The sequence below is a fragment of the Nostoc sp. genome (assembly GCF_036916655.1).
Taxonomy (GTDB): domain Bacteria; phylum Cyanobacteriota; class Cyanobacteriia; order Cyanobacteriales; family Nostocaceae; genus Nostoc.
This window is the reverse complement of record NZ_JBALFY010000027.1, coordinates 33,108-50,849: the sequence shown is the minus strand read 5'-3', so window position 1 is coordinate 50,849 and position 17,742 is coordinate 33,108. Positions and strand designations below refer to the sequence as shown.

Sequence of the window (17,742 nt, the reverse complement as noted above, 5' to 3'; positions counted from 1 at the left end):
GGCTTTTTCTAGTTCCTCGCTCAACCGCTCGTTGCGTTCCAGGGGTGTCTCTAGCAGAGTCGCTTTTACCTCTGCAACTCTTGTAGCGAACCAGTCCCTATCAAAGGGTAGCCGTCCGCTATTAAAGAATTGCACCCATACTGTGATTCCACCTTCAATCCAGATTGTGCGAATTGATTCGGGTTGGACTTCGATAATCTCGCCAATGATGCGACGGTCACGAGATGTCAGGGGGTCTTGGGTTGGGGCTACAGCTTCGGCTTGGGATTCGAGGTGGGTGTACAGTTCTGCTTGAGCTAGGGCTTGCTCATCAACAGAAGAACTAAGAATTGCTTGCTGTGTATGTGTTGTATAAGGCATAATATTGATCTCCATTCAGTTGGATAAAAGGCGATCGCAGAAGTTGTCCAGACCTAGCGATTGCCTTTGTTATGTGTGCAAAGAACGTTGTGGTTTAGCACAACGCTCTCAAAAAGATTTGGCGTAGCCATATATTTGTGGCTCAAAGCCAGTGGCACTTGAGTGATACCAAAACAGGAGATACAGCGTATCAGGCGACGTGTACGACTTCAAACGCTTCAATATATTCGCGGGAGTCCCTACCTTCAGGGAACGGAGAAGCAGCGAAGCGCCCTTGCAGTAAGCAAGGTGGGGAGGGATAGCGACGGGTGACGGAGGCACGGAGTCGCCCACTCTCTTCTATCTCGACAGGCAGAGTCTAGTACTGCGCTGCAATAGTTTGACTTTTGAGGCTTTGAATTGTCCATATCGTCTCCAATTAATGTCATAAACGCTGACAACTTTTGTAGCTTCGCTGTACCCACCAATCCAGCCCAGAACAGTCTTTCCCGACTTCTTTGCTCTAACCAAATCACCAGACCTGAACCCAAAGGGCGTAATGGTGCCACCCTTGCGCTTACGGTTTCCGGTCACACCACTGACCGGATTCTCAAAGTGCAATTGACGACGGTAAAGATTGGGACGGCTGATGACCCGAAACACTGATTTTGTGACAGTGACTTGACCTTGCCAGTGATGACCTCGCCCATTGCTAGATTGAAACGACTGGTATGACATAAAGTGACTAGCCGCCAGCGCAATGCCGTCATTGGCATGAGTTTCAGGAATCTGCTTTGACTTGTCACCCTTGTCTTTAGCCAGCCCTAATTGCTGCCTAAGCGTCGAAGTTTGCCACCCTTCCTGAGAAATAGTCGGGCAGAGTTCTTCTAGCCACTGAAGCATGAATTTCTGTCCAACCATCACCGGAGAAAAGCCGCGTCCTTTACCCTTTTCAGTTCTGGCTTTGACGACCTCATAGCGGATGTCAGAGACGGGGAAGAGTTTGATTAGCTCTTTCGTAACCCGCAATTCCATCTGCCTGCTGGCTCGAATCGAAGGCGGCAATTTACCCTGCCTTCGATTCGAGAAGCGCTTCTGGCGATGCGCTCTGAGATGGAATGCCACTTTGCGGTTGATACGTCTGGCACGTCTGGCACGACGCAGAATTCGGCGACCATTCATCTTCTTTGTAATTGCCTGGAAGGGCAGGATGAGATGCGCGGTGAACAGCGTAAACCTAGATGACTGAACTCCAATACCCGTGAACATCTTGCCGGGGTCGATGCCGAGTGCGATGTCTTGAACCTCGTAGCCTGATGGCTCGCAAATTAGCTGAACGCAAAACAGATTCAGGTCGTTGTGAACGACTTTTGCCTTGCCCGCTTTGAGCCAGCGACGAGTACGGCTGGGTTTGGTGGGCATAGCAGGAGAACCGTCTGGATTGAGAACTGAAACGCGCATTTTGGAGATAATCCTTATCGCTAAGTGAGAAAGTCCCTTCGCCCACCATCAAGATAGATGTCCTTTCTAAAAGCACCGATAAGCAGTCGGTTTAGAGGCAATCCGAGTTAGGGAAACGCTCGGAAGTCTGTGCTATTTTGTTGGCTCGTTGGGCTAGTGCAACGCTTTGTTAGAACCTGGCTGTTCCAAGCCCCATCCTCAAAACCCGTGGCGCGGAGCGCTAGGGTTTAGGGTAGGGTAGTTGACCTGCCGTCCGTCGTCCTGCTGGTAATTTCTTATTCAGTGCAAATCCATTTCCCGGCTGTGTACCCATCACCTTCTCTGGTTGCGCCAGTGCCTTGGTTACTCATCAAGCGGTCACTCTGGATTGCTGTCAAAGTTCAGATATGGAAACTCTTTTAACTCTTGGAGGTAGGCAGTTCACTTTTGCTTTCCCCTTATGATTAATAATATAAAGTTTAAAGCTGGATTTATCAAGTTCAAAACTGGATTTATAAAGTTTATTTTTTGATTTATACAGTTTATAGCTTGAATATTTGTGGTAAAGTAAGGATAGAAGTAAGCTTAAGGTGTAGAATTATGAATCAAGCCTTGATTAAGTGGAAGTTAAAAGAAGTAATGGCAAGGCATAACATTAAAGCCCGTGACCTTGCCGCAGAAATGGGGGTTAGTGCTAACTCCGTATCGAATTTACGAAACGCTAGAACTATGCCACGGTTGGATGGTGAGATTTTAAACAATCTTTGTGAATGCTTAAATAGGCTGGCACAAGACTTGGAGGGAGAGATTACCCCCTCTGACTTAATTAGCTATGCCAGAGGGCCAAACCCAGTTGTTGACGAGAATTATGAAATCAAAGGAGCCAAAGCACCAACCCAGCAAAAAAAATCTCGTATAACAGCTTCTAAAACTGAAATAGAAAATACTTCGTTATCAACTGCTGCCTAGTAAAAGCGACCGCCGCCGACCAAAGCTATGCGATCGCCTGCTCAATCCGTTGATCACAAAGTGAGCTAATTATAATGCTGACACATTTTTGGAAAAACCCTCCAAATCAGCTGCTCTTGTTCACTTTGGTTAAACTGCAACACCTCACTTTCAAGCATTTACCATAGTGGGCAATAGATATGCTGACACTAGATAGAGAACAAACAACAGCACTCGATTACAGCAATCTCAACACCAGCATTCAGGAAACCTTCACTGCCATCGATAGGTTCGAGTGGCAAGCAGTAGATGAAATCCTCCAAATGCGCGAACAGCAGCTTTACCTGCAAGCTGGCTATAAAAACTTTTCAGAATACTGCCAGCGTGAGTTATACGCCTGGGGTGGATACCGACGAATCAACCAACTGCTAGGAGCCAAAAAGGTCATAGACGCAGTTGGTGAATTGGGCGGACACATCAAAAATGAGCGCCAAGCTCGTCCACTGCTGCGGCTAGTCAAGGAACCAGAGAAACTAAAACAAGCTGTAGCGATCGCTCTGAAAGATAACGCCTCCCCTGGTGAATCAGGCTTTGCTGCTGCCGCCCAAAAAGTGGTTCCTCAACTTCCACGCAAAAAGCAATCTATTCAGGAACCAATGGTTCCCAAAATTGAAGAACCAGTGGTTCCTGAATCTGCTAAAGTCACAGTTTCACAACAGTCACATCCTCGCTATGGAGAGTCGGGAGTGATCTCAGCAGACGCACCAAATCATTGGCAGCAGATTGTTACTTTTGCTGATGGCGAAAGGCTGTTGGTTAACAATGCGGATCTAGATGCCGCTAGCGTTCCCTTTCCCAGAGAACGCATTTACCCCGCAGAATATACCGAAGCGATCGCCCAAATCAAAGAGCAACACCAGCAAGAGTTAGAGCGTCTAGAGCAGGAATTGAGGATTGGTTTGCAAACAGAGGTCACAGCCAAAGCCGAAGAACAAGTGCAAGAGCAAATCCAATCTCTGCAACAACTCTTTAAACAACAGAAAGAAGAAAATATCCAGTTACAGCAACGGCTCTTGGAGATGGAGGGGCTAAGGAAATTGGAGGCTGAGAATCAACAACTCAAGCAGCGTATTCAAGATTTGGAAAACGCAGTACAAGAACCTCCTCAACAGCAGTGGGGAAATACCATGACCCAGCAAGCAACTAAAGTGTTGAATAAACAGGTCAAGCTTGCACTGGAGAAGACAATTGATTTGCGATCGCTAGCAGTCGAACCGCCCAAAGAGAATGCCCAAGAATGTCTGCGGCTCATGGGCATGGCGTTGAAGAATCTCGCTAGTGCCATGAACAACACCCAAGCACTGGAAGCTGCGGCCATAATTCTGGGAAGTGAACCGACACCTTCTGCGTTCGTAGAAGACGTTGCTGAAGGCATCGCATATCGAGCCGAACAACTGGAAATGCTACCCCAGGCAGTGAGTGACATTAGGGCAATGCTAGCTAAACCTGGGTGTACTTGGCAGGAGTTTTGGAATGTTGCCCAAGAGTACGAAGTGATTAAACAAGATTACTGGGCAGAATTGACCGATGAAGAAACAGAATTAATTGCTGCTCTCCAGAAAGCATCTACCGAACCGCCAACTATTCAAGTTGGCTCTATCGTTGCCCACGCTGACCCCTACCGTACTTTGTATGTAGAGAAGGGTGAAGTTGTAGAGGATTTGGGCGAGGAAGTGGTGGTTGCCTGGGATTGTTGGAAGGAGCAATCAAAAAAGACTGACAGGTATTTCCGAGATGAGTTGCGGTTTTGGCAACCTCAATAGGTTTTCAGTGAGCCAGTGACTTTTTAGACAACTAAATACAAGTACCAAACCCTGCAATCACAGTAGGGGAAATTTCCATGCGCCAACATAAACAGGAGATTGAAAGATGACTGCAACTATTACCCGTCCCAAGTCCAAAAAGGCTGTTGCTAATAAACCACAATCACCGTATAAGCGGCTTCACGTGATTATTCCCATAGAAGATTTGTTGTGGGCATCGCAACAAAAGCCATCAGTGACGCAATTGTGGCAGGAGTGCTGGACGGCTGACCCCTACGGTTCTCGGTGGATGCCTTTATCTACAGCTTTGGGTTACAGCAGTTTTATCTGTGCAAAGAAAATTCTAGCTGAAAGTGGGCTATTCATTTTCAAACCAGACAAGTCAATACAGGATGGACGCGAAACAGTCGGTTGGATGGTGCGGAATTTGCACGGCAGTCGAATGAAGGAATTTTGGGAGAAACCTAATGCTGAAAACGAGGAAGCAGATGTTAAAAAACGAGAACCAAATGCTGAAAATACAGAGATTGATGCTGGCTCTGAAGAAATAGGTGCTTTGTACAAAGCACTTATTTTAGGTCAAAGTCCATCAGAGCAAGGATTCCAGGAAACCTCACGAACTACTCAGGAACAGCTAACGAACTCTTCAAAAGAGTTCGTTAGCTGTATCTCTGACACGCTTACACAGATTTCGCGTAAGGAGGAGACGGCTCACGCGCCCTTGAGGGGCGCGTCGCCTCAGTCTGTTCAAAGCGTGGAAGAGTTGGAAGAAGAGTTCCCTGCGGTAACGGACTGTACGACGCTAACGCTTGTGGATGCTGCACCAAGTCAACCTGCTCCGTTGTTAGCTGAAAAGCAGAATTGTAGCGTTGAAGCGAAGGGCTGTCATGAAGGCACTGATTTCGCCGCGCCCGTTGCACAAAATGAATTTTCTTCCAAGGAAGCGATCGCTAATCAAACACAGGAGGAAGCAGAAGCAAGTAATCCCGCTTCGTTGTTGGTTGAAAATTCAGTTTCAGGCGTAGAAGTCGAAACAGTTTATGAGGGTGAAGCTTCCGCCGCGCCCGTCACAGAAAAATGGTCGCATGAGGCGATTGTTGCAAGGTCAAATGTGCGACCGGAGCGGATGCAGAAACTCAAAGTTGCGGGAAATTCGGGGCAGAATCCGGGATTTGAGTACTTGCAGGAGTGTTGGAATGATGATCCTGCTTTGCAGATTGTGATCAAGAAGTTGTTGGCGAAGTTTCCGCAGTGGGAGATTGCGATTAGAGAATTGTGATTGCGATGTCGGGGGAAACTGTGTACACGCCGGATGGTGAGGCGGTGGCGTTGGCGGAGATGATGCGGCGGTTTGGGGTGGGAGAGTAAAGTTGTGAATCTGCCGAAAATCGTGAAATGTCAATAAGGCGATTGACGAGAGTTGAAAGTCTTGTGAAAGAAGCAGTAGAGACAGTTCGCTTTTTGAATGTTGAAGATTGGACATCTCAAGTTTTTGCTCAATCCATGCTCACCAAAAGAAGAATTCTGTTTTCTGCCTCAAATGACGATACAGAAACTGCATGAAGATATTTGAGCGTTTATCGAACAAAATCAACACCCAAGTAGTGTACCCATTACACGTTCTAGCCCAATTGTGTAGCGAGATCGCCTTTTTTATAGATTTTGCCAAACCCAACATCGTCAGCAACTAACAAGCCGACTCTCAGCATAAGCAAAGCCTCTCATAGCAACTTTAGAGGAAGAGTCAATCAACGATGCGATGGCATAACCATCTGCTTGTACGCGTTCGCCTTCTCGGATTAAATATGTGGTTGATTCAATTTAGTTCCGCACTTGATACAAAAGTTGTTATTAGCAGAATTATGATGACCACAATTGGTACAAACAAGGTGATTTTGAACTTGTGGAGAAGAGGGTTGTACTGGAATTTCTTGAATAGGTGCGTAAAAGCCTGAACTTTGCAAAGCTGTTTCCCTAAATGCGAAATACTCCTGCAATATTCGATGAATAAAGATGTAGCTGCCACCTACTTTTCGCAAGAAAATTCGCTCAGATGCGTAATCAAGAAAAGAAGCATAATTCCAAGGCATATACCCTTTCCAGCAAAGGATAATTCGCAAAATAACGTGTTTAATACAAGCTCCGCCCGCTAGAAGTGCAAACAGTAAAACCCATGTTAATATCTTTGTCACGATTCCTATAGGCATAGGTATATGGACAGGAAGTATTTTGTGATGAAGCAGCATAGTAAACATCGTACCGTAAATGCTTTGAAAAGCAGTGGATTGATAAAGGCTTAAAAACCCTAAAACTAATCCCATGAAACTAAGAGGAATAATACTTTTTGCTGACCTCTTAATTCCCTGATTAGGAACTACAGTCTTTTCTACAGATTTTTTTATATCAATGCTACTGAACACAAAAACAGTAGGTCCATTCACTATCGCAGACAACAAGCCGGACATCACAGAAAGCAAGGGGACTATCACCACAAAAAGCAGGGTTAACAATAAACCATTTGATATTTGCCCGTTCCAAATTAGGAATAATAATCCTACCAGGTATATTATTCCAAACGGAATTATAACAAAAATTGTTGAGCAAACAAAAAATGCTATCAAATTACTTTTCAAAGTTTTTAATGCGTTCCTAAATGACCAATTTACAGCTTCAATTGGTTCTATATCTGGAACTAAATAGTTGCGGAATAAAAGATCATATTGTAATTTATACAATTCGTATAAAGGAACAAGATATTTAACAAAAAACATCTTTTTGACAAAGTTAATATATACTTTTTTAACCCATGTACACAGAAAAAAAGGTTTATTTATTATTAATTTCCATGACATTACAATAGTCAACAAAAGGAAAATAAATATCAGCCTAAGCCTTTCAATTCTAGCAAAAATCTCTTTAAAATTAGTTAATTGAGACTCTGATAATTTCTTTTCTTCTAAGATCACAGAAGGGTTTACTTGGGATAGATAATCGAGGTAAAAATTCCAACTATTTAAAACCAAAAATATAAACAGGACAACAGCTAGTACATAGAGTATTTTTTCTGATTTCGTTTTCAACCATCTAGGTTGCAATTGTTCAATAAGAAATACAGTTTGTGATTCCTTCGTCATGCGTTGTGCCAACCAAGTTAGCCACTTTTTAGTTTGCTGATTTTCATATCGATATTTATATCCGCTGGGCTTACCAGTTTTTTCCTGCTTGAACATCCGTTCAATATAAGAATCGAATAGATGTTGACGGCGTTCTTCCAATGAGCCAATCTGATGCAATTCTTCAACTTTCTTGCCTCGATACGCTAAACTCATCACGCTAAGTGTCAGAGGGGACTTGGCTAACTCTTGCAGTGCATTATCTTCCTGGAGCAAGGTTTTCACTGCTTGCAATTGCTCGCCAGCCTTATCAAAATATTGGTTAATCTGCTCAGGAGTCAGAGAACGGATCAAGATTGCACCTCGCAATCGCAATTGGGTAGAGAGGGCTTCGTATTCTTTAATGCGGCTACACACCACCACCTCAGTCTGCCCATTATCTACCATAAACTGGTTGATGGCTTGGACACAAGCTTCTCGATGTTCAGCCTTGACCTCGTCCAAACCATCCAGCAGCATAATAAGTTGTTGCTTTTCAATCAAATCTTTACCAACAGCCTTAGATACTCCATATTTGCTCCAGAGTTCTTCTATGAGCCAATCCGCAATCTTTTGTCGCTTAATTTTCCAAGAAGATAAATTAAATACAATTGGAATCAACCGCCTTATATCTTCTTCAGCGCGAGCAATTAAATTCTGTGCCAGTTTTAGGAGGGTAATAGTTTTACCCGAACCAGGTTCCCCTAAAATTAATAGAGTTCGTCCGTCTCCTATTTGGTTAAAAAACTCTGTTGCATCTGTCCCTGTAGGCAGAATTTTTCTGGATTTTTCTGATAGTTCCTCAAAACCAATAAACGGACGCTCTATTATGTCTGATCGCTCTTCCAATCCAAGTTCAATCATTGCTTCAGTAAACAAAGACTTCTCTAAAACCCCTTTGATCCAGTACTCTTTGACTTTACTAAGCAATACTGTCCTCTGTCGGTACTCCTCAGAATTCAATTCTTTTTCTGTCACAGCTTGGCTGCTATATAATTTAGATACTTGTATTATAAAGTTTTGAGTGACAGTTCCATAATTCTCTTGGATAAATCCTTGAACCTTACCACCAAATATCTCAACACGATTAGCAAAATTATTGTCAGTCATTTTATAACCCTTTTTGATTAATTGAAGTTTTGACTTATAGTTCCAGTATTTTGCTGTGTCAACCCTTGAACTTTACCCCCTGTAATTTGAACATTAAACTTACTATCTATAGATTCTTGAGGATTGGGTTTTTCAAGTAAATCTTGAGGCTGGAATAAAGTTTTAGAAGAATCTCGGATGTTAATAACAGGAATTAAACTACCAGGAATATTATTAAGGTTAATGTTGTTACAACCAAATTTAAAAGCATCTGCATAAGTTCTACCAGCACCGATAGCATCATAAAATCCTACTGAGAACTTAATAGCAGTATTATCTGGAATGGCAAGATTCATGCCAATAACGCAGTTAATATGTTGGTAAATAGCTTTTGCTTGGTTTTGGGAATAGCAGGCGTTGAGCAAAATGCAGTCAATCTTATCTTTAAATAACTCAAACAGTTCTGTAAGTGCTTTTGTACCGACCAGTTGTACTTGCCCTAATTCATCTTCCAACACTATGCCATTAGGCTGTGAATCTAGGCTGACAATTTCACCCTGACTTGTTTGTTTTTGATTATTATTCAGACCTGTATTTGCAGTACCGACACCATGTCCTGAAAAATGGACAATTTGTGGTTCACAATCCAATAATGCCTGGCGCAAATCATTGGTACGTACTGCCAATTTAGTGATAATTTCAAACTTATCTCGGTTTTTGGAGCGTTCCAAACCTGCTTGAATTTCTCGCATTTCCTCATCCAGACGCAACTTATCAGTGTTTTTCGGATTGGCAGATAAAATTAAAATCTTTTTTTTCATCTTTTTAAAATCATGCTCTAGCTGGTGGCTAAGAAATTCATGCTGACTGTATTTGGATAAATTTAATTCTGTACTAGTTGGGTTTTCACAGTTTGCTAACTGGAGTGAATCAAGCGTAATCTTCTGGCGTATGGTGGGCTGTTGGGCATTGGCAATGGGATTAGTTGCCACCATCAGACGTACAGCCGGATCTCCAATGATGGCGTAATTGCGGGCATCATTTTTCGCTGTCCACAAACTTGCTATCTTCCAATCATAAACAGATTGCTTGTACTTAATTTGCTCTAACTCCACATTGAGGTCACAAGCGAGTTCTGCATAACGCTGATTAAAAAATTCTAGGGCTGAACCTACTGGATGACCTTCCATCAGCCGCTTGAAGGCTGACTCAAAAGTTTCTAGTTGCTGCTCTAACTCTTTCCAGACAAAAGAACAACCCCAAGTCCGTTCAATATGCCCAACTACAGCTAAAGCTCCTCGACTCAGTAAACGCTTAGGCAGTTGAGCTACGAAAGCATAAGGGGCAATATCTGTGTTTTGCGCCCCACTTCGCGCAGTAAAATCATCCACCTGTGGCGTTCCCGCACTGTAACAAGCAAAGTGAAATGCTATTAACCCCAGTAAATTGGCATCATTATCTACATCATCTGCACAAAAATAATGTGTTTGCGGGTCTAGTTCTCCTTTCCAATGAGATGGCCCTGGCCAGTCTTGGCATAAAAGCGCTCCTTGGTGCTGTAACTGAAGTGGATGATTATTGGGAAAGCGGACACCATGAGTCGCAGTGAACAACAGTGCAGGTGTTTGAGTTTCACTTAGAATTTGGCTGAATCTGGCTTTGGTAGCTGATTCGCCCACAATTGTCTGCACCGACCAATTGGGCTGGTCATGAGCTAACCATTGTGATAACGGCTTGACCAGACGTTCGGCACTCAGTTCTGTGGCTTTGTCATCTTGATTATGTGTGCCAAACAAGTAAATGTTTTTAGGCAAACGAACTTCACCAGTCTCAACTTTAACTACATTATGTGCATACTGGGCATATTCTTCTAAAGTATCAAAGTAAATTCTGCCGACTGCATACTGCACATCTAACTGATACTGAAATTGATAAGGAATACTCAAGGGGTCGCCAACAATTAATAAGTAGTAGGGCATTTTTTCTGGGTTAACAGGCCCTGGTGCGACTCCTTGCCGTTCTAAAAACTGTTGTTTTGATTCCTCATTCCGATATGCTTTCTCCCCAATGTATTCCTGGTAATAGCGCGAGTCTTGTTGTGTAGCTTGTCGGCGGCGATGTTCTAGTAATTCGCCCAAGGCTTCTCTAATATCTTGAGCTTGATAACCAGAACTATCTTGATATTTATAGGCGAAAATAACTCCCCAGCCTGCCTGTGCCAAGGTCTTAGGGTCTTTACCTTCTATGAGCCCTCTAGCGTTCTCTGGAGATTTCTGATAAAGCTGTTGTAGTTGGATTAAATCAGATGGGTTACTGAAAGTTTCGCCTTGGGCGATTTGGGCAATTTGTTGAACGGTACTTGGAGATGGTAAATATTCTCCTGTTGCACCATTAATTCCATTAAAATATAAAATTTGTTCAGTCATCTATACTTTTTATAATTACAACAGTTTTGGTTATTTAAAAGAATAATTAATATTTATAGACTTCAATAACCAGATTGAGAAAATTAACTTAACAATACTAACTTAGATTTGAAATTTGAGAAAGCTAAAAACTCATAGAAAGACTCATATAAAAACTCATACATAATGTCAGGTTGCATACTTAACTTACCCACAAAGCTCTCATAGAGTGTTCATGTCTATTAGAATGCCGATAATGCTTGTATAGGTGTTAGTCTTAAAAATTTTATTTAATAATAATATAGCTTATTATACTGTACTTAAGCATATATTAGCAGGCTCAATAGATTTACGGTAGTCTTCAAGCCTCACTATTTAGATTTCTGTTTCCTTCCCAACGGTAAGCGTTCAGGGTAGGGCGACCGCATTATGTCAATAAGTAAAGTCTATTCTCAATAGAGCTAAAAATAATGTCATTAACCTTTACTTATTGCGAAGAAATTAGGCGTAGGCAAAGCCCGCCGCAGGCATCGCTTTGGGGCTTTAAAAATAATCAAACGCGAAAGGAAAGATTTTTTCGTTGTTTCTTAAGCTTCGTTGTGATCAAAAGTAATTTAGATGCGTTTGCTCTAGTATTCAGGGGGTAGCAGGGCGATCCAAGTAAGTCATATTTTTTATAAAAATATATTTCTATATAGATAGAACTCACTTAATTTACGTTAATTTTTGGACTTAGAGATGAGTTTTTATATGAGTCTTTAAAAGCTATATTGATGGAATTATATGAGCTTTATAGATTTTAGATTTAATAAAAAATGTTTAATATTAAATCAATGAACAACTATCTTGTTTTTAAAGAAATCATGATTAATATAAACATCCAACAATTTCAAGGAACCTCCGAAGTAGGGAATTTTCAATCCGCTCTTAATGATGCTATTAATCAAGCATTAAAAGCTTTAAGTATAGACACTTCAGATCAACGCATTGCATGGAAACTTATTGAAGTATCAGGTAGTAAGGGTGGATTGTTAGGAGAGCAATCTATTAACGTGAATATAGAAGCCCAACCGAATTGATACGACCCTAATTTCTCTAGAGCGCTAGCTATGGAACTTATAATTCAGAAGTCAAAAACAATTGCACTAGATTTTAAGTTCTGATTTATTTTTTAAAACATGAGTTAGCCTTGTTCAACCTTAAGTGAATATTTGACTCTGAGACTCTAGGTTTTTTGAACACTAAATTATTTCAAGGAGATTACAATGTCAGAATTTGAAGTAAAAGGTTTTTGGAAATGGACTTGGAAAGAAGATACTGTACCCAGTGACTCAACCTTGAGTGTTGCCTTTAGTGGATGGTTAGAGCCAGATACAGCATTACAGGAAAGTGCCAAAATCAAAAATCAACTACTAGGAGAATCTTACATTTCTCTCGGTGGGAGGAATGAAAATGGTCGCTTTACTAGCAGTAAAATTGATACAATTATCACTGCAATTAATAGTGGGAAATTTTCCAGCTATCAAGGAATTGCTTTTGATATTGAAGAAGGTGATACAGGGCTTAGTAGCAGATTTCAGGAAGCTTTTGTAGCTAGTAAGAATAATAACCTAAAGGTTTTGGTAACTATTAGTCACACTGCTCCTTACGGAATTAGTGATGCACAACAGCTTATGGCTGCTTTCTTTGCAGATAAAAATATAGATTATCTTTCGCCACAACTCTATACTCAAGGAACAGAGACTCAGAATGACTTTACAGAGAATATGGGCGTAAAGTGGGCAGATTATGCAAATACAAATGCCGCAATTATTCCTAGCATTGTGCAGGCTAATCTATATCAAAATGCCACAGATTACTTCCAAAAAATTGGATTAAATACAAAAGGGTTTATCCAATGGTCACAAACTAGCTCTGCTTCAATTCCGAACCCAATTCCAAGCCCACCAAGTCCAACTCCAAATCCAACTCCAAGTCCAACTCCAAGCCCAACTCCAAATTCTACATGGGAGATCAGCAAACACTACAATATAGGCGACTTAGTGACATATAACAGCAAACAATATAAGTGCCTTCAGGAACATGATTCTGTTGATCCAAATTGGACTCCACCAAATACGCCAGCATTATGGCAACCTCTTTAAATGATGCCTGATACAATACTTCTCGGTTAAGAATTAATCAGTATTGAGAAGTATTGGTTAGTAACCCCTTTTTTTCAGCAGATCAGCAGCGTTGTCGCTGGTCTTATTTCAAAAACCTCACCAACTCTGAGGAAATGTTGCGGATTGTACGGGACGAAGCATTGCCATTTATAAAGACTTCGGGTGTAAGTACAGCAGAAATTGAAGCGCGAGATTCCCTTTCAGAAGATCATGCTGGGGCTAGTGAAGCGTTTACCCTGATTCTCGCAAATCCACTTCTGCTGCCCTACAAATTTGACCCCAGTTTTTGCAAAACTGCATAAATATCTAATTAGGCATAGATAGTTGTACAGAAGTACCCAGGCTTTACAAACATCCTCTCATGACGACTGTTTAATTTTTATATGATAAAAGTCATAACAAAAGTAGTCACAAGTCAGAAATAAGTCAGTAAATCTCAGGCTTTAACTCAATTAGCAGTGGAGTTAGATAAATATACCAGTCTTACGCTGGTAAGCTTTGACCTGACTTGCTGATGTGGGTGTAGGAAATATTTAACTTATAAAAAAGTGGCTTTTCTTGAAAAATTAAGGACGATTGGTCATGGCAGCAATCGATACAGCACCGTTAGAAAACAGCCTGGGATTTCTAGCTTTAGGAGCTTATATTCTCACCTTAATGCCCACGAATCTCAGAATCATTTTTCCTCAAACTAAACAAGCGAACCTTCCCAAATGGCTGTTAAAATATCGACGACTTATCGGTATTCTGGCTTTCTGCTTGGCTTTGCTTCACGGTTTCCTCTTAATGAAAAAGAGAGACCTTGATTTTTTAGATCCCAATACCTATTGGATTTATATCCAAGGTATATCTACCTTCATAATTTTTACCTTATTGGCAATTACTTCTAATGACTGGAGTGTCAAAAGACTGAAAAAAAATTGGAAGCGATTACATACCCTGACTTACTTAGCTATGTTCCTGCTCACTTGGCACATTTGGGACAAAATGTTAGAGCATTGGAGCTATTTAACCCCGATTGGGCTAGTAGGGATTGTCACGACAACCCTTTTATTTCTGATGCGACGCTGGATTGAACATCGGAATAAACAACAAAAAGCGAAAGGAAAAGCGTTCTCATCTCAAATTCCAGAAAAAATTACTCTATAGTACCGCTAGTCTACGACACCGTTACGCAGTGGGTGCAAGTCAGATTATTCTCCCACTCGCACAAGGAATGTCCTGTCATGAGATCGAAACAATTTACCTGGAAATCTTCAGCATTGGCAATCAGCACCCTAACGATCTTGGTTGGTAGTAGCAGTTGTGTTAACCTATTCTTCCACTTCCGAAATGCTAGTGTTGCTACTGTCTCTGTTGCAACCGCTCAACCCTTACGTTCTGTCCAAGGAAATTCAACTTGGGTTTACGCATTGGCAATCAGCCCTGATGGACGCTTCCTCGCCAGTGGCAGTTACGATAAAAAAATTAAAATTTGGGATTTGCCTAGTAACACCTTACTCTATACTTTAGAAGGACACGGCGATGCAGTAGTAAGCCTTGCCATCAGTCCAGATAGCAAGCTGCTCGCTAGTGGCAGTTGGGATAACCGTATTAAACTCTGGAATTTAGAGACGGGGCAACTGCTTCGTACCCTAGATGGCCATACAGATGATGTAGAAGCTGTAGCCATCAGCCCCAACGGAAAGTGGTTAGCCAGTGGTAGTGCTGACACAACCATCCGCATCTGGAACATGCAGACTGGCGTACAAGTGCATCAGTTCTTGGATGGAAAGTGGGTAAGAACTGTTGCTTTTAGTCCCGATGGGCAGACTTTAGCTAGTGGCAATGAGGGTGGCACACTCAAAATTTGGCGAATCATGGATGGTGCTGTTCTACAAACCCTGAATGGTCATTCACAAGCCGTGCGCTCAGTGGCTTTTAGCCCTGATGGACGGCAGATCGCGAGTGGCAGTGCTGATAGGACAGTCAAACTCTGGCAAATGCCCACTGGTAAATTGTTGCACTCCCTAATTGGACATGAAGGAGTTGTGTGGTCAGTGGCTTTCAGTCCTGATGGCAAGAGATTAGCTAGTGGTAGCAATGATAGCACTATCAAGTTATGGGGGTTGCCTGAAGGCAAACTCTTGGAGAATTTGATAGGACATGAGCGAGGCGTGCGGTCAGTAGTTTTCAGACCGCATGGAAACATGATAGCCAGCAGCAGTGCCGACAAAACCATCAAACTCTGGTCTCTTCCTAAAGAGTGACAAGAAGCTTTCAGAAAGTAAACAAATCTATAAGGAGGAAATCTGATGAAAGACAGGGATACATCCTAGCCGACATTAATTTGACAACTAGGCTATGCCATCTCTGCTTACAAAAATGTCTTTGCTGTCAAAATCACTTTCTTTTGATAAGTTTATCGAAATCTCAAGTGCAGATTGCTTTAACGCAATAGTCATTCAATCAATTAACTTTACCTTAATTTTGGAGCATTATATGAGTGGATTTGGTCACGGTTCCGTCGGCACACGAGAACAAGCATTTACACATTTACTGCCTTTAAGAGCAAAAAGCTATGCGACCCATGAACTGCTAGAACTTGCTAACAGCATAAAGTCAGAGCCAGATACCGTGAAAGATGGTCCTGATCCTGAAGAAAATTTGCTGTTACCAGCAGGTTATACATACTTGGGTCAATTTATCGATCACGATCTAACCTTTGATAACACATCATCTTTGAACCCAGCAGATATTGGTTCTCAAGATCGTCTGCCAACTAACTTAAGGACTCCACGCTTTGATTTGGATTCCTTATACGGTGACGGGCCTGATGCTCAACCTTTTTTGTACGCTGAGGATGGGGCTACTCTTTTATATAAAAACGGTACTGAAAATCAGGTTGAACCTACCGCCAGTAATACAAAGCTAGTTTCAGACTTTAAAAATCAGGCAGATCAAGACCTACTGCGTAGCCCCAATGGTCGCGCGATTATTGGTGACAAACGTAATGATGAAAACTCGATTATCAGTCAAATCCAATTGTCTTTTGTCAAGTATCATAATGCAGTAGTAGCAAAGCTCAAACAAAACAATTACAGACTGCAAGACGATCAGAAACTGACGGGTACTGCTTTGTTTGAAGCAGCACAAAACGAAGTACGCTGGGCTTATCAAAAGATAGTGATAGAAGACTTTTTGCCGCGCATTGTTAACGCGGATGTTCTAGAAGGTCTAAAAGACAAAACTCGTGACCAACGCGCCCAAAACTATGCTCTTTACACAGAAGACAAACGCGAGAATTTACCCCGCGAATTTGTAGTAGCAGCTTACCGCTTTGGACATTCTGGAGTACGCTTTGGTTATCGTCTCAACAATGATAAACGCTTTAGCATTTTCCCGGGTAGCGATAATGACAACCCAGACGATGACAGTTTGTTAGGATTCGAGCCACTACCGAGTCATCATGTCATTGATAATTGGGCGCGCTTTTTCCCGCTTACAAGTCCAGGAGTGTTACCCAATGAGCCTCGTGAAAGTCCTGCTGATAATACAGAAAGATCAGAAGTACGCTTACAACTAGCTTACAAAATTGATTCCAACTTGGTTGATCCACTTGGCGTTTTACCGTCCCCTGTATTGCCAACAAGCCAGAATGTTGGAGGGGTGATTAAAGAAGTTGAGGATACAATCAGCCCTGACACCTTGCCAGACACAAAAGTAGTACCACCACGTCCATCCCTGGCACTGCTTAATTTATTACGAGGCAACAACTACAGAGTACAAGGTGGGCAACAGATTGTCAAAGCTTTACAGGACAAAGGTTTTACTCAGGCTATCCCTCTCACATCAGATCAACTCAGTGTACGACAACCAGCGGGTAAAAATTCGGCGGGGGATGCACTGTTCAAGTTTGAGCCAATTGCTGAGAGTCTACAAAACGACACCCCACTCTGGTTCTACATCTTAGCTGAGGCTCAAGCTCCTTTAGTAGATCACTTTGGTGTGGGAAAAAGTTTTTCCGAAGTAGACTTACTAAATGGTGTTGGCGCTAAAACTAAGCTAGGTTGGGTAGGTGGTCGGATTGTAGCCGAGGTATTTTATGGACTTTTAGATTCTGATCCAGAATCTTATATTAATAAAGTACCTAAAGATTGGCAGCCAATTTTAGGTGGTGATAAGACAGTTATCTTTGCTAACCTACTTAAATTTGCTGGTCAAAAGATCGAGCCACCTCCAACCAGCACCAGCACCCATAAAAACTCAGCTTCTTGCTGATGGTAAAAATGATAATTATGCAATCTGTTTTTGCTTGCTTGTGACTAGTAGCGAATCTTACTACCTTTTATATAAGAGAGGAGTTAGAGAGTAGAAGGTTTTGTTTTGATATATTCAAACG

The 17,742-nt window shown here is 42.0% G+C and carries 13 protein-coding genes and 1 pseudogene; 10 read left to right on the top strand and 4 right to left on the bottom strand.

Annotation, left to right across the window (positions count from 1 at the left end):
- Both V7L31_RS08810 and V7L31_RS08805 read right to left on the bottom strand, forming a co-directional pair.
- Window positions 1-360 (bottom strand): annotated as a pseudogene (locus tag V7L31_RS08810) (hypothetical protein); the annotation flags it as partial.
- Window positions 361-699: 339 nt separating this feature from the next.
- Window positions 700-1,800: an RRXRR domain-containing protein gene (locus V7L31_RS08805; protein ID WP_334695867.1), complete on the bottom strand. Its 1,101-nt coding sequence runs from the start codon at window positions 1,798-1,800 to the stop codon at window positions 700-702.
- Between the two features lie 579 nt (window positions 1,801-2,379).
- On the opposite strand from V7L31_RS08805, the gene V7L31_RS08800 reads away from it, so the two are divergent.
- From V7L31_RS08800 to V7L31_RS08785, 4 genes are all read left to right on the top strand, one after another.
- Window positions 2,380-2,748 carry a helix-turn-helix domain-containing protein gene (locus tag V7L31_RS08800; RefSeq protein ID WP_334695866.1) on the top strand — a complete coding sequence of 123 codons (369 nt, stop codon included), beginning with the start codon at window positions 2,380-2,382 and terminating at the stop codon, window positions 2,746-2,748.
- Window positions 2,749-2,927: 179 nt separating this feature from the next.
- The gene (locus V7L31_RS08795) at window positions 2,928-4,550 is read left to right on the top strand and encodes a hypothetical protein (protein ID WP_334695865.1); all 1,623 of its coding nucleotides are present in this window, start codon (window positions 2,928-2,930) and stop codon (window positions 4,548-4,550) included.
- Window positions 4,551-4,656: 106 nt separating this feature from the next.
- Complete coding sequence (locus tag V7L31_RS08790) at window positions 4,657-5,829, top strand: hypothetical protein (protein ID WP_334695864.1); 1,173 nt, start codon at window positions 4,657-4,659, stop codon at window positions 5,827-5,829.
- A gap of 152 nt (window positions 5,830-5,981) precedes the next feature.
- Window positions 5,982-6,113, top strand: coding sequence for a hypothetical protein (locus V7L31_RS08785; protein WP_334695863.1), 132 nt, complete (start codon window positions 5,982-5,984; stop codon window positions 6,111-6,113).
- Window positions 6,114-6,349: 236 nt separating this feature from the next.
- Here the strand turns inward: V7L31_RS08785 and V7L31_RS08780 are convergent, their stop codons facing one another.
- Window positions 6,350-8,812, bottom strand: coding sequence for an NACHT domain-containing protein (locus V7L31_RS08780; RefSeq protein ID WP_334695862.1), 2,463 nt, complete (start codon window positions 8,810-8,812; stop codon window positions 6,350-6,352).
- A gap of 17 nt (window positions 8,813-8,829) precedes the next feature.
- Window positions 8,830-11,217 (bottom strand): CHAT domain-containing protein, encoded by a 2,388-nt coding sequence (locus V7L31_RS08775; RefSeq protein WP_334695861.1) that lies wholly within the window; start codon window positions 11,215-11,217, stop codon window positions 8,830-8,832.
- Window positions 11,218-12,011: 794 nt separating this feature from the next.
- Between V7L31_RS08775 and V7L31_RS08770 the strand changes: the two genes are divergently transcribed.
- The 6 genes from V7L31_RS08770 to V7L31_RS08745 all read left to right on the top strand — a co-directional run bounded on the left by V7L31_RS08770 (window position 12,012) and on the right by V7L31_RS08745 (window position 17,621).
- Window positions 12,012-12,275, top strand: a complete 264-nt coding sequence (locus V7L31_RS08770) for a hypothetical protein (RefSeq protein ID WP_334695860.1) — start codon at window positions 12,012-12,014, stop codon at window positions 12,273-12,275.
- A 186-nt stretch (window positions 12,276-12,461) separates the two neighbouring features.
- Window positions 12,462-13,340: a carbohydrate-binding protein gene (locus tag V7L31_RS08765; RefSeq protein ID WP_334695859.1), complete on the top strand. Its 879-nt coding sequence runs from the start codon at window positions 12,462-12,464 to the stop codon at window positions 13,338-13,340.
- Window positions 13,341-13,393: 53 nt separating this feature from the next.
- Window positions 13,394-13,663 (top strand): hypothetical protein, encoded by a 270-nt coding sequence (locus tag V7L31_RS08760; protein ID WP_334695858.1) that lies wholly within the window; start codon window positions 13,394-13,396, stop codon window positions 13,661-13,663.
- Between the two features lie 280 nt (window positions 13,664-13,943).
- Window positions 13,944-14,510: a ferric reductase-like transmembrane domain-containing protein gene (locus tag V7L31_RS08755; protein ID WP_334695857.1), complete on the top strand. Its 567-nt coding sequence runs from the start codon at window positions 13,944-13,946 to the stop codon at window positions 14,508-14,510.
- A 77-nt stretch (window positions 14,511-14,587) separates the two neighbouring features.
- On the top strand, window positions 14,588-15,610 hold the full coding sequence (locus V7L31_RS08750) for a WD40 repeat domain-containing protein (protein WP_334695856.1): 1,023 nt from the start codon (window positions 14,588-14,590) through the stop codon (window positions 15,608-15,610).
- Between the two features lie 94 nt (window positions 15,611-15,704).
- Entirely contained in the window at window positions 15,705-17,621 is a 1,917-nt protein-coding gene (locus V7L31_RS08745; protein ID WP_334695855.1) for a peroxidase family protein, read from the top strand.
- The last annotated feature ends 121 nt before the right edge of the window (window positions 17,622-17,742 follow it).